Below are 21,531 nucleotides of genomic sequence, written 5' to 3' on the forward strand. Positions count from 1 at the left end.
AATTTCTAGAGAAAAGGAAATATAAAATGAAGAGTCTATTTTTAGGAATGTTTGTAATATTTATTTTAACAGGTTGTGCTTCAAAAAAAGATTTCCGAAATATGACTACTGATGAGATGAAAAAAGATTGTAATGGAAAAGATGAATTCAAATCTTGTTTTAGATTAGGAAAAGAGTATTTTAAAAACAATGATATGAATCTTGCATTAACATACTATTCAAAAGGTTGTGATGGTTATTATGAAATAGGATTTATAAATAAAAAACGTGTAATTAGAGAAGATATCCATAGTTGTATAAAAGAAGCTGAAATATTAAAAGATAAAAAAGAATATAGAAATAGTGGAACAAAAAGTAAATTAATTTATGTTGCAGATTATTATTTTGAGAGTAATGACCTCACAAAAGCATATGAATATTATGAAGATTCTTTGAAATATCAATCTATACTTTTTGAACAAGAAATATATTCAAAACAAATATTTTTTAATATGAGTCAAATTTTATTGAAAGGAACTGATAAAATACAACAAAATATTAAGCTATCCGAAGTATATTATATTAAATCTTTACAATATGAAATATATAATATTATACGTAAAGCTTTAATAGTTCAAATAAGATTAAATAAAATCTATCCGACCATAGAAGTAGATACAGAAATTTCAGCTGATGGAAAAATTTTAAATACAATTATAACTACAATACCGAAAGATGAAAATATAAGTTCAAAAGTTTATAAATTATTGCAAGAACAGACTTTTAACTCGATACCAAAAGAGTATAATTTACAACAAATTAAAGTTAATAAAGTTACTTTAAAAACTAATGCAAATCAGAAATAAGTAAATTTTTTACTTTTCCAATGTGCATATTGGGGAAAAATATTTATATTTAGATCTTTGTAAAATCGAAATTAAACTTATTTCATCAATACTTTATACAAAAATCTAAAGATGGATACAAAAAATAAAAATTTAATTAAAGAAATAGAAAAGGAAAAAAATGCTCGATAATAAAAAAAGAATAAATATAAAAGCTGGTTTAAAAGTAAATGTTGTACTAAAACAAGACCAAATAACAGGTAAACTTACAAGTGGAATTGTAAAAGATATACTTACAAATTCACCAACTCATCCACATGGAATAAAAGTGCGACTTCAAGATGGACAAGTTGGAAGAGTTCAGGAAATCTTATAGTAAATTGGTAAGATTTGGGCTATAAACAAAATCAAACCTATTTAACTAAAACCCTATATAAAAACCTAAAACCAAACAATCCTAAAATAGTTACAAAAAACCATAAAAGATTATCAAAAAACTTCTCTTTTGCTTTTTCATAAAGTTCAAAATATACTTTTTCTATGTTTGTATTTACATAGATTGTAGCATTTGATTTCCAACTATTACTTATGTCATTTGCTTGTTCTTCAAGATATATTGGAACTAACTCTTTAAACCATAAAGGAGTTGTATAATTTACATTATCATTAGAAACTTGTGCTAAAGTTTTGTCAAAATATATTGTTGCTTGTGTATCTACAACTTTTTCAAATTGATTTGTTGCTTTAAATTTTATCGTAAGGCTATTTTGATTTTTGAAATTTTTATTTGGTAAAAAAGTATATATATCTTGACTTGGAACGATAGATTTATTATCTTCATTTGGAATAGAACCATTTAAAGTTAATAACTCTTTTTCAAAATCATCACTTTGAGTAATAACTACAAATCTTCCAAGAGTTTCATCGATAATAGCATTTGTAACTTCCCAAAGTTGACTTTTATCCAAGTCGTTTGAAGTTTTTACTAAATCTTCTTCTTTTATTTCAAATGTACTATTATCAACTTTAATACTTTTAAAATCGCTATTAAAAGTTTGATTTATAATAGATAAAATTTCAGGATTTGTTTTATCTTCTAAAAATTTTTTTAGATTTTCTTGTAGATAAATCGAAGTAGTTTTTGTTTTTAGTAAAGATGAAGAGATAGTATCTTCTTTCATCTTTTCAAAATTTATCCAAAAATCCCATACAAAAAATGTAAGAGAAAAAATAGATAAAATTATATATAAAAGTTTTGATTTAAGCATATTTTATCACTTTAAAAGAGCTCTTATCTCTTCTTCACTAATCTTTTCATCATCATATTTTATAGCTATAATATTTTCTGTATTATTTATATACCACTCATCGATTGCATCATTTTGATTTAGTTTTCCACTATTTTCAAGTTTGTATTCATCTAAATTTAAATAAACAGATTTTGTTTTTGATGGATTTGGCATAGTCAAAATCAAAATCCCCCATAAAACACAAATAACAGCGATGATAATAGAAAATGTTGATAAATTAAGGTTATCAAGCATTATTCCACCCAAAAGTCCACCAACAAATGTTCCTAAATATCCAAATGAATTAAATACTCCTAAAACACTTCCTCTTTGATGAACTTTTGCAAATTTTGAAGCAAGTGATTGCATGATTGGTTCGTGCATATTAAAACCAATAAAAAATATAACTACACCAATTACAAAAACAACGGAACTAGAACTAAATCCTATAACTAAATATGAAATTATAAAAAATAAAATTCCAAGAGCTAAAATCTCTTTGAACTTACCTTTCTTTTCTGCAATAATAGCAGCAGGTGCCATAGATAAAAGTCCAAATATCATAGCAGGAAGATAAACATACCAAAGCTCTTTTTTCTCCCAACCATAAGTTTTTGTTAAGATGATAGGAATTACTAAAAATGCAAATGTCATCAAAGCTTTTTGTAAAAAGTTTGTGATATTCATTCTATTTATATTTGTATTTCCTAAAACATCTGATAATCTTAATTTGTCATTATATGTATGAGTTATTATTGGAGGATTTGGAACTTTTTTTACTAAAATGTAAATAGAAATAAGAGCTAAAAACATTGTAATATAAAATAAAACTGGAACACCTATAAATCCACCAATTAACGGTCCAGCTAACATTGCTATTGCAAAAGCAAGTCCTATAAAAGAACCCATTAAAGCCATAGCTTTTGATCTTTCGTGTTCTTTTACTAAATCACTTATCATAGCAGTTACAACTGCTCCAATAGCACCAGAACCTTGTAAAAGTCGACCTAACATCAAAGTATAAATATCAGTTGCAATAGCGCAAATAAGAGAACCAATTGCAAAAAGTAAAAGTCCAGTGATGATTGTACCTTTTCTTCCTAATTTATCACTCATTACTCCAAAAGGAACTTGAAAAACAACTTGTGTTAAAGCATAACCACCAACAACGATACCAACTAAAGTTGCATTTGCACCATCTAAAGATAAAGCATATACAGAAATAACTGGTAATACAATAAAAAGTCCAAAGAATCTAAGGGCTATGATAAAACTCAAAGGCATTACAGATTTAATCATTAATAATCCTAAATATATTATAATTTTGGTTTATTATATAAAAAATTCGATAATAACTAGTATAAAAAGGACAAAGATTGAAAATCGTTTTAGCCTCAGCAAATAAGGGAAAAATAAAAGAGTTCGAAAGACTTCTTCCAAATGATGAAATAGTAGCATTTAGTGAAATTTTAGGAAAAATTGAAATTGATGAAGATAAAGATACTTTTAAAGGTAACGCTATAAAAAAAGCACAAACAATCTATGATGAACTTCAAAAAATTAATTTTGGTGATGTTGTTGTGATTTCAGATGATTCAGGAATTAGTGTACCAGTTTTAGGAAATGCTCCAGGAGTTTATAGTGCTAGATATGCAGGACTTAATGCAAGTGATAAAGAAAATAACGAAAAATTAAAAGCTGAATTAAATAAATTAGGTTTAGAAAAAACTCCTGCTTTTTATACAGCTTGTATTGCAATAGTTTATAAAAATGAAGTTTATACAGTTCATGGTTGGATGTATGGTGAAGTTTTAAATAAAGAGATAGGAACAAATGGTTTTGGATATGATCCTATGTTTATTCCAAATGGATATGATAAAACGTTAGGTGAATTAGATGAAGGAGTTAAAAAAGAGTTTTCTCATAGAAGTAAAGCTTTAAAACTTGCAATGAAAGTTTTAGAAGTTATTCTTTAGTAATTTGTTTATGGATTGAAATATCAAAATCTTTTGCTTTTACGAAAATATCTACAATATTTGAATCAATAAGTTTAGTAGCATAAATATCAAATAATTCATCTTCAATTTGAAGGTGAGTTATATCTTTTAAATCATAATTCTTTACAAAATCTTCAAAAAAATTTAGATGATTTTTTGCTTGAATATATAAATATTGGTTTGATAAATTTTGATTTTTTAAGGCTTTTGTCTCTAAAATCAAAACACCTAAATATGAAAAAGTAGAGATTAGTACAATAGTAATCAAAAGTGTATAAGCTTTTTTCATAAACTAAATTCCCAAGTTTGCATAATCTTATCTTTAAAATTTATATAAATTGTGATTTGTTTTGAAGTTTTCATAATATTAAACTCTTTTACATCTTTTAATAAAAGATTATTTTCAAAATATAAATTACCATTTGAAAATTGTAGATTTGAGATATTGTATTTGTTTTTTTCTATAAAAACTTTTGTTGCTAAAAAATTTATTTTATCAATTTCTAACTCTTGATTGTATTTATTTTCTAAACTCAATTCTTTTGTAAAAAGTGTTGAATATATTATAACTATCGAAGAGATTATTAAAGTTATGATTATTTCAAGAAGAGAAAAACTATTTTTCATACTTAAAAAGTTTTATACTTTCATTTTCAAATTGATATTTTGTAACAGTTATATTTTCAATAATTTCTTTATTTTTTATAAGTTGTAAAGTTTTAGCTGAGTTTTGAAAACTTCCATAATTTTTTGTATCAAATAGATTTTCTAAATTATTTAACAACATAAAGTTTTTTGAAGAATTTTCATCATAATAAGTTGAGTATTTAAACCCAATTATTACGATAAGCAAAAGAGTGATACTAACTAATGTTTCAATTAAAGTAAAACTATTTTTCTGCAAGTTTTAATGCTTTGTTAAAAGAGCTTTCAACCGCTTTTATCATAGCACTTCTTACTCCAGCTTCTTCAAGTTGAGCAAATCCTGCTGCTGTTGTTCCCCCTGGACTCATAACAGAATCTTTTATAACTGCTGGATGAGAGTGTCTTAAAAGTGAAGCAGTTCCACTAAATAATCCTTGAACTAAATGAGCACTTAAATGTCTTTCTAATCCAGCTTTTACTGCACCATCAGCTAAACTTTCAGCGATTAATGCTAAAAATGCAGGACCAGAACCTGTAATTGCACTTGCAATATCAAGTTGAGTTTCTGTATTTACCCAAAGAGCTTCTCCAATACAAGAAAAAATCTCCATAGCAACAGCTTTTGATTCAATATCACCAGTTATTGTTGTCATAGAGTTATGCACACTTGCTGCAATATTTGGCATAGTTCTGATATAGTGGGTTGCTTTTATCTGTTTTTTTAGAAAATCAAGTTTTGTTCCAGCTAAAATAGATAATAATACATTTGCACTTCCAATAAGTCTTACAGAAACACTCTCTAAAGCATAAGGTTTTACGCAAAATATAACAATTTTATCTGTGATATCTTCTTTATCTTCTAATTGTTTTATTGTTATTTGAGGTATTTTTTCCTGTATAAGTTTTAATTTCTCAATATCTCTTCCAATCATCTCAACTTCGTACTTTTTTATAAGTCCTTTAGCTAGTGCTTGAGCCATAATACCATTACCTATTAGTGTAAGTTTCATCTATATTCCTTTCTTGAACTAGTTTGATTTATTATAGCAGATAATTCCTAAGCTGTAATTAGATAAAATGTGTTTTTTATGATAAAGGATATTAGAATGATAAAAAGTTTGAAGCTAAAGGGTTTGTTATTAGTTACTTGTGCTACTTTTGTATTTACAGGTTGTTCTTCAAAAAGTGAGCAGGAATATAATAAACCAGCACTTTATTGGTATAACAAGATGATGAAGCAAATAGCATCGGGAGATTTAGATGAAGCTGATGATACATATACATCATTAGAGAGTGAACATAGAAATTCACCATATATTCCAACAGCAATTATGATTTTAGTAAATGCGCATATTGAGGAAGAAGAGTATGCTTTAGCAAATTTTTATTTGGATGAATATATCAAAAAATTTGGATTGAGCAAAGATATTGATTATGCAAGATATTTAAAAATCAAAGCAAATTTTTTAGGATTTAAATATCAATTTAGAGATCAACAACTAATAGATGATACTTTAAGTCAAATCCAAGAGTTTAAAGAAAAATATAAAAACTCACCATACATGCCTTTAGTTGACACTATAAATTCAAGATTATATATGTCAAAAGCTAGTTTTGACCAAGAAATATCTGAACTTTATACAAGAAGAGATAAACCTCTTGGAACAGAGTTCTATGAAGAAAAAGTAAGAGGTTCTTGGGTTGATAGTTCTGAAATTGAACCTGTAAAAGTACCATTTTATAGAGCTCTTTTCGAATAAAAATTTAATACGATTTATAAATTTTAGGAGTTAAATTAAAATATGGAATTAAAAAATTATGAAGAATTTCCACAAACTATACCACTAATTATTGAAGATGATATATTTTTATACCCTTTTATGATTGCTCCTTTATTTTTAAGTAATGAGCAAAATGTAAAAGCTGTTGAATATGCAATAGACCATAATAAACTAGTTATGGTTACAGTTTCAAAACCAGCAAAAGAAGGTAAAAGAGAAAAAGACTCTTTTTATGATGTTGGAGTTGTAGGAAACATTATGAGAAAAGTATCTTTACCTGATGGTAAAATAAAAGTACTTTTCCAAGGTTTAACTAAAGGAAAAATTTTAGATTTTGCAAGTGAACAACCATTATTTGTAAATGTTGATACTTTAAAAAATGAAGAATCAAATGAAGAGAATATAAAATCTGTAATTGAAGTATTGATAGAAAATGTAAAAAAATTATCAAAATTGAATATTAAATTTCCTGCTGATTTAGTAAAAACTATAGAAGAAAATGATGATCCTGTAAGAATTGCAGATTTAATATCATCTGTTTTAAAAGTAAAAAAAGAAGAAGCTTATAAACTATTTTCTCAAACAAATATTGAACAAAGATTATTTGATATTATAGAAGTTATTAAAAAAGAGATAGAATCATTTAAAATCCAAAAAGAGATTACTCAAAAAGTAAACTCAAAAATAGAAAAAACACACAAAGATTATTTTTTAAAAGAGCAAATAAAAGCTATTCAAAAAGAACTTGGAACAGATAATCAAAAAGAAATAGAGATAAAATCTTATAAAAAGAGATTGAAAGCCAAAAAAGAGTTTATGTCAAAAGAAGCTTATAAAGAGACAAAAAAACAACTTGAAAAATTAAGCAGAATGAACCCTGATTCTCCTGATGCTTCTTTACTTCAAACTTATGTAGAACAAGTTTTAGATATTCCTTTTGGAGAATATGCAAACGAAAAGATTTCTGTAAAGAATGTAGAAGAACAACTAAATAAAGATCATTATTCATTAATTAAAGCAAAAGAGAGAATTAGTGAATATTTTGCAGTAAAACAACTACTTGAACAAAGAAATTTAGAAGATTTAAAATCTAAAGGTACTGTTTTATGTTTTGTAGGACCTCCAGGAGTTGGTAAAACTTCTTTAGCAAACTCTATTTCTCAAGCACTAAAACGACCTTTAATAAGAGTAGCTTTAGGTGGAATGGAAGATGTAAACGAGTTAAGAGGACATAGAAGAACTTATGTTGGAGCAATGCCAGGAAGATTAATCAAAGGATTAATTGATGCAAAAAAAATGAATCCAGTTATGGTTTTAGATGAGATTGATAAACTTGGCTCTAATCATAGAGGTGATCCAACAGCTGTAATGTTAGAGATTTTAGACCCAGAACAAAACCATGAATTTAGAGATTTATATTTAAACTTTCCAGTTGATTTATCTCAAGTTATATTTGTATCAACAGCAAATGATGCTAGAAGAATTCCTGCACCTTTAAGAGATAGAATGGAATTTATAGAGATATCTTCTTATACTCCAGAAGAAAAGTATCATATTGCAAAAGATTATTTGATTCCTCAAGAGTTAGAAAAACACGGACTTCAAAAAAGTGAAGTAAGTATCAATAAAGCAACTATTGAATTAATCATATCAAAATATACAAGAGAAGCTGGGGTAAGAAATTTAAGACGAGTTTTCTCAAAACTATTTAGAAAAGTTGTAAAACAAATTTTAAATGACCCAACAATAGAAAAAGTAACTATTGGAACAAAAGATTTAAAAGCTTATTTAGATAATCCAATTTTTGAAATTGATCCAGCAGAAAAGAAAAACTCTATTGGAATTGCAAATGGATTGGCTTGGACAGCAGTTGGTGGGGATGTTTTAAAAATCGAAGCAATTAAGCTAAAAGGAAAAGGAAATCTAACTGTTACAGGAAATCTTGGTGATGTAATGAAAGAGTCTTCAAGAATTTCATATTCTGTTGTAAAAGTTTTAATAGATAATAAAGTTCTAAAAATTGATGAAAAGATTATTCCTAAATCTGTAAAAGAAGAAGAGGAAAATGAAAAGCTTGATTGTAGTGAAATATATAAAAGATATGATATTCATTTACATATTCCAGAAGGTGCAACACCAAAAGATGGACCAAGTGCAGGTATAACTATGGCACTTGCAATAGCTTCAATTTTAAGTGATAAAGCTATAAAAGCAGATGTTGCAATGACAGGAGAACTTACACTTTCTGGTAAAGTTTTACCAATTGGTGGATTAAAAGAGAAACTAATTGCAGCATATAAAGCAAAAATGAAAAAAGCTTTAGTTCCTAGAAAAAATTTTGATAGAGATTTGGATGAAATTCCAGATGAAGTAAAAAATGCAATGGAAATAAAAGCTGTTGATACAATAGAAGATGTTTTAAAAGAGGCTTTAGTTTAATAGATGCTAAACTTTAGTAAAAAAGATTTTACAGCAACAAATGTAATTATTATAATTACAGTTTTATTTTATTTAATCCAAATAAATGTACAACAAGGAAGTTTATTATTTGGATTAAATTTATACTTTTTAATTGGTGGTTTTTATTGGCAACCACTAACTTCTATCTTTTCTCACGGTGGAATCGCTCACTTAGCTATGAATATGTTTGTACTTTGGCAATTTGGTAATTATGTAGAAAGATCAAGAGGTGCAAAAGCTTTTGTTTTATTGTATTTAATAACAGGAGTTTTAACCTCTCTTTTCTCATTTTTATATATCTTTTTTTTAGATATTACTGTAAATTTAGTAGGAGCAAGTGGAGCAATTTGTGCTATTTTAGGATATGTTGCATATTTTGATAAAGTTCAAAGAAGTGGAATTATAACTTGGATTTTATTAATTTCTGTTGCTCCTTTACTTATTGGACTTCCTATTGCTTGGTATGCTCACTTTATTGGACTAGCTATTGGATTTATTTATGCAATAATTGATAAATCTATACTTTTAAAAAAATATAAAAGATGAAGAGATCAATTTTATTTGTATGCTTAGGAAACATTTGTCGTTCTCCTTTAGCTCATGGTATTGCACAAGAATATATAAACAAAGAACAGCTTGATATTTTAGTAGATAGTGCTGGAACGGGCTCTTGGCATATTGGTGAAGCTCCTTGTGAAAATTCAATAAAAGTTGCATTGTTAAATGGTGTTGATATATCAAAGCAAAAAGCAAGGCAAGTAAAAAAAGATGATTTTCAAAAGTTTGATTTTGTTATTGCACTTGATGATAATAACTTAAAAGATTTGAAGAATTTAGGTTGTAAAAATCCTCTAAAACTTGGAGATTTTGGATATGAAGGAGCTTGTGTTCCTGACCCATACTACTTTAGAGATTTTGAAGATTTTAAAAATGTTTATTCTATGATTGAAACTTGTGTTAAAAATTTGATTGATGACTTAATTAATAATGATATAGCATAATATTAGCTACAATTACGGAAAAACGTTATAGGGATAAAGATGAATAAAGCAACTACTTTTTATGAAATACAAGATGCAGTAGCATTTAATAACCCAATAGATGAAAAAAATGAGTTTTATACAGATTTCTCAGGATTTAGAAAAGGCTTTAACGAAAAAAAGATTTTTAAATATCTAAATATCAAGCCTACAACAAAAGAGTGTAATAAAATATCTCAAACATTAAAACTTTTTTTAAGTGGACATAGAGGTACGGGAAAAACAACAGAATTATTAAAATTAAAAAATGAAATTGATGAAACAACTTGCTTTTTTTCAGTATTTTGTGATTTAAGTGATGAGGAACTAGATGTAAATAATATTGATTTTATAGATATTATTATTCTAATTCTAGAAAAATTAACTAAAACATTAGATGATAAAAAGATTGATATTCCAAAAGCAAATATAGAACCTTTTTATGATTGGTATGAACAAAGAATTACTGAAATAAATAATCAAACTGATGAATCAGCTTCTATTGAAGTTGAGGGAAAAGCTGGAATAGATTTATTTTCTTTATTCTCATTAGTAAGTAAAACAAAAGGTAAATTATCTGGTTCAAATAGTACAAAAGAGACTATTAGAAAAGTATTTAAAAATAAATTTTCAGATTTTAGTTTAAAATTTAATGAGTTTATTTTAGATATAAAAGGTTATTTACTAAAAAATGAAATTTCAAAAGATTTACTTTTTATTATTGATGGTTTTGAAAAAATTGGAAGTTTAGAAGATAGGAAAAAAATATTAATTGATAATTCAAATAAATTTGTTGAAATAAAAGCAAATATGATTATTACTTTGCCAATTGAGCTTTTTTCAGAGGTTTCAAGATTAAAAGAGTTTGCTAGTCATATTTCTTTTCCCCTAATTTCTTTAGATAATAATTCAAAAGAGAGATTTAAAGAGTTTATATATAAAAGAATAGAAAAAAGTCTCTTTGATAGCGAACAAACAGTTGAAAAAATCATTTATTATGGTGCTGGGTCTCCAAGAGAAACATTAAAAATAATTTTAGAAGCTTATGTTCAAGCAGAAGGAGAAATTATAGATTTAAAAAGTGTACAAGATGCTCAAAAATCTATAAGTGAAGAGTTGATGAAATATCTTGATGAAAAAGAAATTTCACTTTTAAAACAAGTATATACTAAAACTAAAATACCTTTTAGTGATGAACTTGCAAAACTACTCATTAAAAAAGTGCTTTTAGATTATGAAGATGGACTTGAAAGAAAAATAAATCCAATTTTATTAGATAATCAAGATTTTATTAATCTAATAAAGGCTTGATTTTGAGTAGTGAGTTAAAGTTTGAAGAGTTACAAAAAAAACTAAAAAAAGTTTTAAATACAAATAGATTTAGATTTATTTTTATTTTTTATCCAAATGAAAATTTAAGAGAAGAGATAAAAAATCATATTTGCGAAAGTTTTACTTCTTCAAATCAAATAACTCTTAACCTAAAAGATAATACTTATCAAGATATTGCACCAATACTCTATGAAAATGATAAAAGTTTTATTTTCATAGATGATTTTTTTGATGTATTAGATAATGCTGATTTATATAATGGATTCAATCAAAGAAGAGATAAAATAGCGTCTAAAAATATAAATCTTATTTGTTTTGTGAATTCAAATTTTAAAGAGAAGTTTTTCCAAACATCAATAGAATATATTCCTGATTTAATTGAATTTAAAAATGCTATTTTTGAAATAGAAACACCAAATAATTATGAAAACAGATTAATATTAAAAGAAGTTTTAAGTAGTTCATATAGCTCTTTGGGTGGATTAACAACACAAAGTAAAAAAGAAGAACTTCAAAGATTACTTCTAAAACTTAATGACGTAGAAAACGTTGTAGAAAAATTAAATTTATTTTCTCAAATAACGACAATATATAGAGATGTAGGAGAATTTAAAAAAGCTTTAGAATATCAAGAAAAAATTTTAAAATTAGAAGAAGAGAATTTAGAAAAAAATCATCCTAATTTAGCATCAACTTACAATAATATTTCCACAATTTATCATGAAATGGAAGAGTTAGAAAAAGCATTAGAATATCAAAAAAAAGCAATAGATTTAAAAGAAGCCATTTTAAAAAAGAACTATCCTGATTTGGCAATAAGTTATAATAATATTTCTATGATTTACCAAGATATGGGAGATTTAAAAAAGGCGTTAGAATACCAACAAAAAGCTTTAGAAATTAGAGAAAAGTTTTCAGAAGTTGGAAAATCAGATTTAGCTACATCATATAATAATATTTCGGTAATTTATAAAAATATAGGAAACTTAAATAAGGCTTTAGAATATCAACAAAAAGCTTTAAAGATATTTGAAGAAATTTTAGAAGAAAATCATCCTAATTTAGCTACATCATATAGTAATATTTCAATAATTTATCAAGAAATAGGAGACTTAAAAAAAGCATTAGAATACCAAGAAAAAGCTCTAAAATTAAGAGAAGAAATTTTGGGATATAGGCATCCTGATTTAGCAACAAGTTATAATAACATTTCTACGATTTACAAAAGTATGGGAGAGTTAAAAAAAGCATTGGAATATCAAGAAAAAGCCTTAAAATTAAGAGAAGATATTTTAGGGTGGAAACACCCTCTTTTAATAAGCTGTTATAACAATATATCGTTAATTTATCAAGATATGGGAGAGTTAAAAAAAGCTTTGGGATATCAAGAGAAAGCCTTAAAATTAGGAGAAGAAATTTTAGGAGATAAACATCCTGATTTAGCAATAAGTTATAATAATATATCAGCAATTTATAAAGATTTAAAAGAGTGTTTAAAAGCAAAAGGGTATATTCAAAAAGCAATTGATATTTGGCAGGAGTATGAATATTATTATAAAGAATTAGCTAATGCTAAAAAATTTATAAAAGAGATTGAATTAAATATAAAAAAAGAGAATAAACTTCCTTTCAATAAAAAAGGAAGATTTTGTAAAGATATTTAGAATTTTTACTTTCTATTGAAACTTCTCTTAAGAACTTAATAAAAGACAAAATTTAATTACCTAATTTAGATAATATTTTGTTACAAATTTTAATAATATCTTCTTGCTCTTCGCTACTTAGTTCAATTTTACACTCCATATTTTTGAAAATATGAGCTGTTTTATCTTTCAAATCTTTCCCTTCTTTTGTTAATTTTATTATTTTCCCTCGTTCATCGCTTAATGATTGCGTTCTGATAATATACGATTTTTCTTCTAACCTTTTTAAAATAGGTGTTAGTGTAGCCGAATCAAAAAATGTCTCTTTGCTTATATCTTTTATTAGTATATTGTCATTGTTCCAAAGTGTCATCATCACCAAATATTGAGGATAAGTTAGTTGAAATTCTTCCAAATGAGGTCTATACTCTCTAATCATTGCGTTTGATGTTGAATTCAATAAAAAGCAAATCATTTTAGAGAAATCAAATTCTTTATTTTTCATATTTTACCTTTGAAACTTTATGAATAATTATAACAAAACATATCTTGTGTACAAACTAATTGACAAATAAATAGATTTTTGTTAATATTGCTTTGTGTACAAAATATTAGTTAACAAAATAAATATAAAAGGATAAATATGCAATTAGCAAACTTCAATGGAATAGTCTCAAATTTATTAGATAATATTACTCCTGTAGAAATTACAAAAGGCGTGAGCCAATACATACTTTGGAAAAACAATGATGGAAAATTAACAGCTATTTATAAATTTGAAAAAAATAGTAAATTACCATTTCTTGATGAACATAACTTATTTGATGAACATATTTTTGTAATATCGGGAGTTTTTAATGATGGTAACAAAAAATATAAAGAGGGTTCATTTATAATAAATCCTAAAGGAACTTCTCACATTCCTCAATCAGAAGAAGGATGTACTATTTTAGTAACAAATGAATAATGATTTAAAACTAAAAGTGCTTAATAAATTTAAGCATTTTTGATTTATTGTAGTAAAAGTAGTTTAACTTTTTTTCTTTTTTTGTGGTAATAATTCAACAACTTCGATATCAAAAGCTTTTGCAATTTTACATAAATGTATTAAATTATAACTTGAACCATGTTTTCTTGTTTCAATCTTTGCAATATAATTTGGAGAAGAAAAATCTAAAATATTTGCTAATTTTAATTGACTAATTTTTCTTTGAATTCTCTCTTTCTTTACATTTTTTACAATTTCATCTAAAAAGAGCTCTGGATTTTCTTCAAACAAGAAAAACACCTATAAGTTTTTTATGGGTATTATAGTAATAAATAATAATTTTTTACAAACACTTATAAGTTTCTATTAATAAACTCTAAAGTAGAATAAGAGTATTTATTTTACTTATTAATTTTATATTATAAAAGGTTATTTATGAACAAGGAAATTATATTAACTAAAGATGTAATGATAGTCTCAGAAACAGACGAAAAAGGCAATATTCTGTATGCAAATGCTGATTTTTGTAAAATTGCTGGTTTTTCAAGAGAGGAACTAATTGGAAAACCTCATAATTTAGTTAGACACTCTGATATGCCAAAAGATGCGTTTGGAGATTTATGGAAAACAATAAATAATGGAAATATTTGGAAAGGAATAGTGAAAAATAAAACTAAACAAGGGGAGTTTTATTGGGTAAATGCAACTGTTTATCCTTCAAAAACAGTTGATGGAAGAAAAAGATACATTTCTGTTAGAGTAAAACCAACTCAAGAAGAAATAGATACTGCGACTAAACTTTATTTAAATATGAAATGAGAGTGTAAAATGTTTTTTAGTAAAAAAAAAGATAATCAAAATATTTTAATGGCATTAGATAATATAGAAAAATATTTAAAAAATGATATAAATTATTTACCAGATATAAATTTTGAAGTAAAAGAGAAAAATAAAGAAATAAAAAATAAATTAGATTCAATCTTTTCTTTGCTGAATAAAAAAAATAATGAAGAATTTATGATTTATGGTGAACTAATGTTAGTTTGTGAAAAAATAACTAATGGATTAATTGGTGATAAAATTTTTCATGTTAATACTTCAAATGAAAAATTGAATTACATAGCTAAAACTATAAATATTTTAGTGGATAATTTAAAAAATGTAATAGAACAAATAATTAGTACTTTAAATGACTATTCTAATTATAATTATTTGAATAAACTTAGTACAAATTCAATATCTAATGATTTTGAGCGAGTATTTAGTGGAATTAATAAACTGCAAGAAACAATAACTGTTATGTTAGTGGAAAATAAATCAAATGGATTAACGTTAGATAAAAGCTCAAATATTCTTCTTTCAAATGTTGACAAACTAAATTTGAGTTCAAATGAAGCTGCAGTATCTTTAGAACAAACAGCATCATCAATTGAAGAAATAGCTTTAAATATTAAAAATAATACAAGAAGTATTATAGAAATGGCTGATTATTCTTCAAATCTTAAAGAATCTGTAAAAGAGGGTGAGATTTTTGCAAATCAAACAACTCAGGCAATGGATGAAATAAATACACAAGTAAATTTAATAACCCAATCAATTAGTGCAATTGATCAAATAGCATTTCAAACAAATATTTTGTCTTTAAATGCAGCTGTTGAAGCTGCAACTGCTGGAGAAGCTGGAAAAGGTTTTGCTGTTGTTGCTCAAGAAGTAAGAAGTCTTGCAAACCGTTCATTAGATGTAGCAAAAAATATAAAAATAATAGTAGAAAATGCAAAAGATAAAGCAAATCAAGGGAAAAATATATCAAATATGATGATAGAAGGATATAAAGAATTAAATGAAAATGTAACAAATACTATGAATTTAATTCAAAATATAGAAAGCTCAAGTAAAGAGCAATTAAAAAGTATAGAGCAAATAAATAAAGCTATAAATCAACTTGATTATCAAACACAACAAAATGCACAAATAGCTTCTAAAACACATGATATAGCTTTAATTACTGATGAAATAGCAAAATTAGTTGTAAATAATGCTAATTCTAAAGAATTTATTGGAAAAATGGAAGTTCAACCTAAAGAGTGCTTAAATTAATTAAGCACTTTTAGGGTATCAATAAGTTTATTTGAGATTTCTATTAGTTCATTAGAATTTTCTTTTGTTTTTTCAGCTTCTTTTTCTGTATTACTTGCACTAGTTGAAACTCTTACCATATTATTTGTAATTTGATTTAAAGTATGACTTGTTTCATTTGCTGTACTTGCTAACTCATTTGTAATATTTTTTTGTTCTTTTACTGCACCTGATATATCTGATGACATTGAACTTATTTTTTCAACTATATTATCAATTTGATGAATAGAATCAAGAGAATTTTTTACTAAAGATTGAATATATTCAATAGCAGCTGTTATATCTTTTGCTGCATCATTTGATCTAGTAGCAAGATTTCGTACCTCTTGTGCAACAACTGCAAATCCTTTTCCAGCTTCACCAGCAGTTGCAGCTTCAACAGCTGCATTTAATGATAAAATATTTGTTTGAAATGCTATTTGTGTGATTATGTTGATTGTTTCACCAATTTTTGTTGATTCTTCATTCAATTTAACTATTGCAAGTGCTGTACTTTTTGATTGTTCTTTTGCTTCTAAAGCAATTCTTTCACTATGTAAAGTTGTATCAGCAATATTTGTAATAGATGATAAGACAAACTCTATTTTTTTAGATAGTTCTTGAACAGCTTGATTTAACTCTTCAATAGATACTGTTGTTTCTTGAGAGCTTCCCATACTTACTTTTGCTTCTTTTACCATTGTATTTGAAGCATTTTTTAAAAGAGTTAAAGATTTTGTTAAATCTTCAATCTCTTTTCCTATTTGATTCATTGTATTTTTTTTCAAAGTTATATCAGTAGCATATTTTACAACTTTAAAAGGATCTCCATCTAAATCTAAAATAGGATTATAACTTGCTTGTATCCAAACTCTTCTTCCATCTTTTCCTATTCTTAGGTATTCTCCTGCGTCATATTCACCTCTATTTAATTTTTGCCAAAACTCTTTATAAGCATTTGAATTTCTATATGATTCTTCACAAAAAATACTATGATGTTTTCCAACAATTTCATTTAACGAATAACCTAAAGTATCTAAAAAGTTTTTATTTGCATTTACAACTATACCATTCATATCAAACTCTATAACCGCTTGAGATTTATTTATAGCATTTACTTGTCCAAGATAATATAAATCTTTTAATCTTCTTTTTGTTACGTCTTGTGCAAGTTTAATAACTTCTTTAACTCTTCCGTTGTTATCAGTTATTGGTAAATAAGATGCTCGTAAAAAAACAGCTTCACCATCTTTTTTTATTCTTTTAAATTCTGCTGTTATAGATTCACCTGCATTTAAAGTGTTCCAAGCCTCTTGATAATCTTTACTTTCAACAAATTTTTTCTCACAAAATATTTTATGATGTTTTCCTATTATTTCATTTAATGTATATCCCATAATATCAAGAAAATTTTTATTAGCTTCTATTATTGTTCCATCTGGTTTGAATTTTATTACTGCATAATTTTGATCGATAGCTTTTAGTTGAAGTTTATCCTCTTTATTTGAAAAAAACATAAATTCTCCTATAATAATTATTTTAAGATTCTATCTAGTATAGAATTAAATTAATGTTAATAAAAGAATTATAAAATTTGATGAATTAATATTAAAAAATAATTATTTTAAATAGTATAAAAGAGGTTAAGAATGATAGATAAAAAGTATGAAAAATATGTTTTTGCTTTTTTCATGGGAACAATTATGAGTTTTATAATGAGCTTTATAATTTCATTTATAAATTTAGGTTTAGTTGATGGTTTTTTCTTTAAATGGATGGAGGCATTTTTTAAAGCAGCTGTTTGTGCTATTCCGATAATATCAGTTGTTGCACCATTAGTAAAAAAAGTTGTTGTAAAAGTAATAAGAGATTAAAAAAGTTATAAAATTTAAAGGTGGACTATGAAAAGTTTGAGTTTTGATTTAAAACTTATAGGATTAGTTTTTGTAGTTTTACTATTTTTTGCTTCAAATTCTATTTTAGCTAGAATGGCAATTAATACACAAGATATTGATGCTTTTTCTTTTACTTTTTTAAGAATAATATCTGCTATGATAGTTCTTTTAGTTATTTACTTTTATAAAAATAAAAATCTAAAAATAGATTTGAAATCTAACTATCTTAGCGGATTTATGTTTTTTTTATATTCAATTTGTTTTTCATATTCTTACATAAATATGCTTGCTGGTGTAGGAACTTTGATTTTATTTGCAGTTGTTCAATTAACTATGATTATTTTGGCTTTGTTTTTTAATGAGAAATTAACTTTTAATAAAATTGTTGGAATATTCATAGCTTTTGGTGGATTAATATATCTTTTATATCCAAAAAGTGATTTTACAGTCTCATATTTTCATACGTTTTTGATGTTTTTATCAGGAATTGGTTGGGCAGTTTTTAGTGTTCTTGGAAAAAAATCAAAAAGCGCAACTTTAAATACAACAGATAGTTTTTTCAAAGCTTTTATTTTTACTATAATCTTTGCTATTTTTTATTTAACTTTTTTTGGAAATAGTTTTAAAATAAATTCTACTACTTTTTTTATTGCAACTATTTCAGGTTCAATAACAACTGCTTTTGGAGTTTTTATTTGGTATACAGTTTTACCAAAAATACAGATTATGACAGCAAGTATTATCCAGTTATTAGTACCAATAATTGCTATATTTTTAAGTATTATATTTTTAGGTGAAACTCTAAGTTTTGAGCTATTCTTTTCAACTATTATTATCCTTTTAGGAATATTTATAGCTTTATACAAGAAAAAAATATAGCCTAAAAAGGCTATATTATTTAAAAGGGATTGTAAATTCTATATTTACATCAGAATAAGATTTATTTTCATGTAGCGTTGAACATTTTTGTGTAAAAGCTAAGTACGAACTTTTCATATCAAAGTCTAAAATATCAATGCTAGTTTATTAGAGTAAAACTAAGAACAAAAAAGTTCTTAGTTTTTATAATTTAGATTCTTGCTTTGATGTTATTTTTATTGATAGTATCAATTAATTGAGTAAGTTTAGCAACTTTTTCTTCTTCTTCTTTGATATTATCTTCACTATGAAGTGTGAAAAGTTCCATTTTTGTATCAAGATAATTTGTAGTAAATACACCATCTTTAAAATCTTGATCTCTTACTATTTCTCTATGTAAAGGAATATTTGTAGGGAAACCTTCAATGTAAAACTCATCTAAAGCTCTTTTTGCTTTTTTAACAGCACCTTCCCAATCTAAAGCCCAAACAATTAGTTTTCCAACCATAGAATCATAGTTTGGTGGAACTTTGTATCCTGTATAAAGTGCAGAGTCAAGTCTTACTCCTGGACCACCTGGAGTTAAATATTTACTAACTGTTCCAACTGATGGCATAAACCCTTTTTGTGGATTTTCAGCATTTATTCTGAATTCTATTGAATATCCTCTAAAGTTAATCTCTTCTTGTAAGAATATCATCTTATCACCTTCAGCAATTTGAATCATTCTTTGAATAATATCAACTCCTGTGATAGTTTCAGTTACTGGATGCTCAACTTGAACTCTTGTATTCATCTCAATAAAATAGATGTTGTCATCTGGATCAAGTAAAAACTCAACTGTTCCAACACTTTCATAACCAAGTTTGAACATAGCTTTTGTAGCGATTCTATATAACTCTTTTCTAGCTTCATTATTTAATCTTGGAGAAGGAGCAATTTCAATAACTTTTTGGTGTCTTCTTTGAATAGAACAATCTCTTTCACCTAAGTGAAGAACATTTCCATATTTATCTGCAATAACTTGAATTTCTATATGTCTTGGATTTTCAACATATTTTTCAATAAATGCTTCCCCTCGACCAAAATATTTTTTAGCTTCATTTGAGGCACTTTCAAATAGCTCTTTGAAGTCTTTTTCTTCTCTTACTATTCTCATTCCTCTTCCTCCACCACCAAATGCAGCTTTGATGATAACTGGGAAACCAATTTGTTTTGCTATTTTAGCACCTTCTTCAATATCAATAATTGGTTCATCAGTACCTTCAAGAACAGGAACACCAACTTTTTTCATAGCTACTTTTGATGCCATTTTATCACCAAAAAGTTCTATGTGTTCAGGTTTTGGACCAATAAAAATAATTCCATTTTCTTCACAAGCTCTTGCAAAATCTGCATTTTCACTTAAGAAACCATATCCTGGGTGAATTGCATCACATTCTGCTTTTTTTGCAATTGAGATAATCTTACTGTAATCAAGGTATGCTTGAACAACATCTCCCATAATTGGGTAACATTCGTCTGCTTTTCTTACCCAAATTCCTTCAACATCAACTTCTGAAAATATCGCAACACTCTTTATCTCAAGCTCTTTACAAGCTCTAATAATTCTTAGTGCAATCTCTCCTCTATTTGCAATAAGTACTTTTTGAATTTTTTTCATTTATCTATACCCTTAATTTTTAATATTTGAAATTGTAGAGTTTTTTTTAAATAATTTCTTTTTAATTATTGCTAATTTTATAGTTGGATATTGCTAATTTATAATTTTTATCTTATTAACTAGAATAAAAATTTTTATTTTGAGTTATTTAAAAGTAAAAAAATGAAGTGTAATTATGTTAGTAAAAAAGTGATTTTAAGTGTAGAATTATTAGCTTAGATAATATGAGACATAAAGCTACAATAAGTTTAAAAACCTATTGCAGCTCCACTAACTCCCATTATCTCTTTTGCATCTTCACTCATCATTGAAGGGTCCCAAACAGGTTCAAATACAAGATTTACTTTTACTTCATCTACTTCATCAACAGCCATTGTTACATATCTTACTTGTTCTAGTAAACTATCTGCAACAGGACAAGTTGGACTTGTAAGTGTCATATCTATCTCGCAATATAAATAATTACTTCTCTCTTCAAGATTTATTTCATATATTAATCCAAGATTGTAAACATCTGCTGGAATTTCTGGGTCATATACTTTTTTTAAATTTTCTATTATTTTTTCTTTTACATTTTCTAAATCAAAAACTTTATCTTCCATTTTAAATCCTTAAGCTTTTAAAGCATACTCTTTTATTTTTTTTATCATTCCAATAACTCCACTTTGTCTATTTGGAGTTATAACTTCACTTAAATTTAGTTCATGAACTATGTCCATATCAACATCTTTTAATTCTTGTATAGTTGAACCAGAAAAAATTTGAAGTATCATATAAACTAAACCTTTTACTATTATTGCATCACTTGTTCCGTAAAAATACAATTTTCCATCTTTATTTTCACAAGTTAACCAAACTTGAGAAGTACAACCATGAACTATATTTTCAGGAGTTTTATCTTTTTCATCAAACTCTTCTAACTTTTTACCTAAATCTATAATATATTCATATTTTGCTAGTTCATCATCAAAAAAATCTAAATCATCTTTTATCTCTTCAACTCTTTGTTCTATTGTACTCAT

The 21,531-nt window shown here is 25.8% G+C and carries 26 protein-coding genes; 14 read left to right on the forward strand and 12 right to left on the reverse strand.

Features of this window, described 5'->3' with window-relative positions; all coding sequences use genetic code 11:
- Positions 1–26 precede the first annotated feature (26 nt).
- Positions 27–845, forward strand: a complete 819-nt coding sequence (locus tag CKV87_RS02915; RefSeq protein WP_012012368.1) for a hypothetical protein — start codon at positions 27–29, stop codon at positions 843–845.
- 160 nt (positions 846–1,005) lie between these two features.
- Positions 1,006–1,200, forward strand: a complete 195-nt coding sequence (locus tag CKV87_RS02920) for a YwbE family protein (protein ID WP_012012369.1) — start codon at positions 1,006–1,008, stop codon at positions 1,198–1,200.
- Positions 1,201–1,237: 37 nt separating this feature from the next.
- Here the strand turns inward: CKV87_RS02920 and CKV87_RS02925 are convergent, their stop codons facing one another.
- A complete protein-coding gene (locus tag CKV87_RS02925; RefSeq protein ID WP_012012370.1) occupies positions 1,238–2,092 on the reverse strand; it encodes a LapD/MoxY N-terminal periplasmic domain-containing protein in 855 nt (284 codons plus the stop codon).
- Positions 2,093–2,098: 6 nt separating this feature from the next.
- Complete coding sequence (locus CKV87_RS02930) at positions 2,099–3,412, reverse strand: MFS transporter (RefSeq protein WP_012012371.1); 1,314 nt, start codon at positions 3,410–3,412, stop codon at positions 2,099–2,101.
- Between the two features lie 77 nt (positions 3,413–3,489).
- Between CKV87_RS02930 and CKV87_RS02935 the strand changes: the two genes are divergently transcribed.
- On the forward strand, positions 3,490–4,089 hold the full coding sequence (locus CKV87_RS02935) for a non-canonical purine NTP pyrophosphatase (protein ID WP_012012372.1): 600 nt from the start codon (positions 3,490–3,492) through the stop codon (positions 4,087–4,089).
- Here the strand turns inward: CKV87_RS02935 and CKV87_RS02940 are convergent.
- Genes CKV87_RS02940 through CKV87_RS02955 form a run of 4 tightly spaced genes read right to left on the reverse strand, consistent with a single transcriptional unit; the run spans position 4,079 to position 5,765 of the window.
- On the reverse strand, positions 4,079–4,399 hold the full coding sequence (locus tag CKV87_RS02940; RefSeq protein WP_012012373.1) for a hypothetical protein: 321 nt from the start codon (positions 4,397–4,399) through the stop codon (positions 4,079–4,081). The genes CKV87_RS02935 and CKV87_RS02940 overlap by 11 nt on opposite strands.
- A complete protein-coding gene (locus CKV87_RS02945; RefSeq protein WP_012012374.1) occupies positions 4,396–4,737 on the reverse strand; it encodes a hypothetical protein in 342 nt (113 codons plus the stop codon). Before CKV87_RS02945 ends, CKV87_RS02940 begins: the two co-directional genes overlap by 4 nt.
- The gene (locus tag CKV87_RS02950; RefSeq protein WP_012012375.1) at positions 4,727–5,014 is read right to left on the reverse strand and encodes a type IV pilus modification PilV family protein; all 288 of its coding nucleotides are present in this window, start codon (positions 5,012–5,014) and stop codon (positions 4,727–4,729) included. The genes CKV87_RS02945 and CKV87_RS02950 overlap by 11 nt, the downstream gene beginning before the upstream one ends.
- A complete protein-coding gene (locus CKV87_RS02955; protein WP_012012376.1) occupies positions 5,001–5,765 on the reverse strand; it encodes a pyrroline-5-carboxylate reductase in 765 nt (254 codons plus the stop codon). Before CKV87_RS02955 ends, CKV87_RS02950 begins: the two co-directional genes overlap by 14 nt.
- Before the next feature lie 96 nt (positions 5,766–5,861).
- On the opposite strand from CKV87_RS02955, the gene CKV87_RS02960 reads away from it, so the two are divergent.
- The 6 genes from CKV87_RS02960 to CKV87_RS02985 are packed head-to-tail and all read left to right on the forward strand — an operon-like array spanning position 5,862 to position 13,011.
- On the forward strand, positions 5,862–6,515 hold the full coding sequence (locus CKV87_RS02960) for an outer membrane protein assembly factor BamD (RefSeq protein ID WP_020847509.1): 654 nt from the start codon (positions 5,862–5,864) through the stop codon (positions 6,513–6,515).
- A gap of 42 nt (positions 6,516–6,557) precedes the next feature.
- Positions 6,558–8,975 carry an endopeptidase La gene (gene lon / locus CKV87_RS02965; RefSeq protein ID WP_012012378.1) on the forward strand — a complete coding sequence of 806 codons (2,418 nt, stop codon included), beginning with the start codon at positions 6,558–6,560 and terminating at the stop codon, positions 8,973–8,975.
- A 3-nt stretch (positions 8,976–8,978) separates the two neighbouring features.
- Positions 8,979–9,542 (forward strand): rhomboid family intramembrane serine protease, encoded by a 564-nt coding sequence (locus CKV87_RS02970; protein ID WP_012012379.1) that lies wholly within the window; start codon positions 8,979–8,981, stop codon positions 9,540–9,542.
- Entirely contained in the window at positions 9,539–9,997 is a 459-nt protein-coding gene (locus tag CKV87_RS02975) for a low molecular weight protein-tyrosine-phosphatase (RefSeq protein WP_012012380.1), read from the forward strand. Before CKV87_RS02970 ends, CKV87_RS02975 begins: the two co-directional genes overlap by 4 nt.
- Positions 9,998–10,036: 39 nt before the next feature.
- The gene (locus CKV87_RS02980; protein ID WP_012012381.1) at positions 10,037–11,326 is read left to right on the forward strand and encodes a hypothetical protein; all 1,290 of its coding nucleotides are present in this window, start codon (positions 10,037–10,039) and stop codon (positions 11,324–11,326) included.
- A 2-nt stretch (positions 11,327–11,328) separates the two neighbouring features.
- Positions 11,329–13,011: a tetratricopeptide repeat protein gene (locus tag CKV87_RS02985; protein WP_012012382.1), complete on the forward strand. Its 1,683-nt coding sequence runs from the start codon at positions 11,329–11,331 to the stop codon at positions 13,009–13,011.
- Between the two features lie 52 nt (positions 13,012–13,063).
- On the opposite strand, the gene CKV87_RS02990 is transcribed toward CKV87_RS02985, so the two are convergent.
- Entirely contained in the window at positions 13,064–13,495 is a 432-nt protein-coding gene (locus tag CKV87_RS02990) for a MarR family winged helix-turn-helix transcriptional regulator (protein ID WP_012012383.1), read from the reverse strand.
- A 138-nt stretch (positions 13,496–13,633) separates the two neighbouring features.
- Here CKV87_RS02990 and CKV87_RS02995 point away from each other — a divergent pair, with 138 nt between their 5' ends.
- Positions 13,634–13,957: a cupin domain-containing protein gene (locus CKV87_RS02995; RefSeq protein WP_012012384.1), complete on the forward strand. Its 324-nt coding sequence runs from the start codon at positions 13,634–13,636 to the stop codon at positions 13,955–13,957.
- 63 nt (positions 13,958–14,020) lie between these two features.
- On the opposite strand, the gene CKV87_RS03000 is transcribed toward CKV87_RS02995, so the two are convergent.
- Positions 14,021–14,269 carry a helix-turn-helix domain-containing protein gene (locus tag CKV87_RS03000; protein ID WP_012012385.1) on the reverse strand — a complete coding sequence of 83 codons (249 nt, stop codon included), beginning with the start codon at positions 14,267–14,269 and terminating at the stop codon, positions 14,021–14,023.
- Positions 14,270–14,413: 144 nt separating this feature from the next.
- On the opposite strand from CKV87_RS03000, the gene CKV87_RS03005 reads away from it, so the two are divergent.
- Positions 14,414–14,797 (forward strand): PAS domain-containing protein, encoded by a 384-nt coding sequence (locus CKV87_RS03005; protein ID WP_041644882.1) that lies wholly within the window; start codon positions 14,414–14,416, stop codon positions 14,795–14,797.
- Positions 14,798–14,806: 9 nt separating this feature from the next.
- Positions 14,807–16,075, forward strand: coding sequence for a methyl-accepting chemotaxis protein (locus CKV87_RS03010; protein ID WP_041644883.1), 1,269 nt, complete (start codon positions 14,807–14,809; stop codon positions 16,073–16,075).
- Here the strand turns inward: CKV87_RS03010 and CKV87_RS03015 are convergent.
- On the reverse strand, positions 16,072–17,610 hold the full coding sequence (locus CKV87_RS03015) for a methyl-accepting chemotaxis protein (protein WP_012012386.1): 1,539 nt from the start codon (positions 17,608–17,610) through the stop codon (positions 16,072–16,074). The two genes, CKV87_RS03010 and CKV87_RS03015, sit on opposite strands and share 4 nt — an antisense overlap.
- A gap of 132 nt (positions 17,611–17,742) precedes the next feature.
- Between CKV87_RS03015 and CKV87_RS03020 the strand changes: the two genes are divergently transcribed.
- Positions 17,743–17,967 (forward strand): DUF2798 domain-containing protein, encoded by a 225-nt coding sequence (locus CKV87_RS03020; RefSeq protein WP_004510650.1) that lies wholly within the window; start codon positions 17,743–17,745, stop codon positions 17,965–17,967.
- Positions 17,968–17,994: 27 nt separating this feature from the next.
- The gene (locus tag CKV87_RS03025; protein ID WP_012012387.1) at positions 17,995–18,867 is read left to right on the forward strand and encodes a DMT family transporter; all 873 of its coding nucleotides are present in this window, start codon (positions 17,995–17,997) and stop codon (positions 18,865–18,867) included.
- Positions 18,868–19,057: 190 nt separating this feature from the next.
- Here the strand turns inward: CKV87_RS03025 and CKV87_RS03030 are convergent, their stop codons facing one another.
- The 3 genes from CKV87_RS03030 to CKV87_RS03040 all read right to left on the reverse strand — a co-directional run bounded on the left by CKV87_RS03030 (position 19,058) and on the right by CKV87_RS03040 (position 21,531).
- On the reverse strand, positions 19,058–20,509 hold the full coding sequence (locus tag CKV87_RS03030; protein ID WP_004510654.1) for an acetyl-CoA carboxylase biotin carboxylase subunit: 1,452 nt from the start codon (positions 20,507–20,509) through the stop codon (positions 19,058–19,060).
- A 248-nt stretch (positions 20,510–20,757) separates the two neighbouring features.
- On the reverse strand, positions 20,758–21,111 hold the full coding sequence (locus CKV87_RS03035; RefSeq protein WP_012012388.1) for a metal-sulfur cluster assembly factor: 354 nt from the start codon (positions 21,109–21,111) through the stop codon (positions 20,758–20,760).
- A gap of 9 nt (positions 21,112–21,120) precedes the next feature.
- The gene (locus CKV87_RS03040; protein WP_004510659.1) at positions 21,121–21,531 is read right to left on the reverse strand and encodes a SufE family protein; all 411 of its coding nucleotides are present in this window, start codon (positions 21,529–21,531) and stop codon (positions 21,121–21,123) included.

The organism is Aliarcobacter butzleri (genome assembly GCF_900187115.1).
Classification (GTDB): domain Bacteria; phylum Campylobacterota; class Campylobacteria; order Campylobacterales; family Arcobacteraceae; genus Aliarcobacter; species Aliarcobacter butzleri.

Coding starts and splice junctions, on each gene's coding strand:
- CKV87_RS03010 (WP_041644883.1), top strand. CDS start 14,807: ATGTTTTTTAGTAAAAAAAAAGATAATCAAAATATTTTAATGGCATTA.
- CKV87_RS02945 (WP_012012374.1), bottom strand. CDS start 4,737: ATGAAAAATAGTTTTTCTCTTCTTGAAATAATCATAACTTTAATAATC.
- CKV87_RS02960 (WP_020847509.1), top strand. CDS start 5,862: ATGATAAAAAGTTTGAAGCTAAAGGGTTTGTTATTAGTTACTTGTGCT.
- CKV87_RS02970 (WP_012012379.1), top strand. CDS start 8,979: ATGCTAAACTTTAGTAAAAAAGATTTTACAGCAACAAATGTAATTATT.
- CKV87_RS03035 (WP_012012388.1), bottom strand. CDS start 21,111: ATGGAAGATAAAGTTTTTGATTTAGAAAATGTAAAAGAAAAAATAATA.
- CKV87_RS03015 (WP_012012386.1), bottom strand. CDS start 17,610: ATGTTTTTTTCAAATAAAGAGGATAAACTTCAACTAAAAGCTATCGAT.
- lon (WP_012012378.1), top strand. CDS start 6,558: ATGGAATTAAAAAATTATGAAGAATTTCCACAAACTATACCACTAATT.
- CKV87_RS02920 (WP_012012369.1), top strand. CDS start 1,006: ATGCTCGATAATAAAAAAAGAATAAATATAAAAGCTGGTTTAAAAGTA.
- CKV87_RS02975 (WP_012012380.1), top strand. CDS start 9,539: ATGAAGAGATCAATTTTATTTGTATGCTTAGGAAACATTTGTCGTTCT.
- CKV87_RS02915 (WP_012012368.1), top strand. CDS start 27: ATGAAGAGTCTATTTTTAGGAATGTTTGTAATATTTATTTTAACAGGT.
- CKV87_RS03025 (WP_012012387.1), top strand. CDS start 17,995: ATGAAAAGTTTGAGTTTTGATTTAAAACTTATAGGATTAGTTTTTGTA.
- CKV87_RS02980 (WP_012012381.1), top strand. CDS start 10,037: ATGAATAAAGCAACTACTTTTTATGAAATACAAGATGCAGTAGCATTT.
- CKV87_RS02955 (WP_012012376.1), bottom strand. CDS start 5,765: ATGAAACTTACACTAATAGGTAATGGTATTATGGCTCAAGCACTAGCT.
- CKV87_RS02940 (WP_012012373.1), bottom strand. CDS start 4,399: ATGAAAAAAGCTTATACACTTTTGATTACTATTGTACTAATCTCTACT.
- CKV87_RS03005 (WP_041644882.1), top strand. CDS start 14,414: ATGAACAAGGAAATTATATTAACTAAAGATGTAATGATAGTCTCAGAA.
- CKV87_RS02930 (WP_012012371.1), bottom strand. CDS start 3,412: ATGATTAAATCTGTAATGCCTTTGAGTTTTATCATAGCCCTTAGATTC.
- CKV87_RS02990 (WP_012012383.1), bottom strand. CDS start 13,495: ATGAAAAATAAAGAATTTGATTTCTCTAAAATGATTTGCTTTTTATTG.
- CKV87_RS02925 (WP_012012370.1), bottom strand. CDS start 2,092: ATGCTTAAATCAAAACTTTTATATATAATTTTATCTATTTTTTCTCTT.
- CKV87_RS02995 (WP_012012384.1), top strand. CDS start 13,634: ATGCAATTAGCAAACTTCAATGGAATAGTCTCAAATTTATTAGATAAT.
- CKV87_RS03020 (WP_004510650.1), top strand. CDS start 17,743: ATGATAGATAAAAAGTATGAAAAATATGTTTTTGCTTTTTTCATGGGA.
- CKV87_RS03030 (WP_004510654.1), bottom strand. CDS start 20,509: ATGAAAAAAATTCAAAAAGTACTTATTGCAAATAGAGGAGAGATTGCA.
- CKV87_RS03040 (WP_004510659.1), bottom strand. CDS start 21,531: ATGAGTACAATAGAACAAAGAGTTGAAGAGATAAAAGATGATTTAGAT.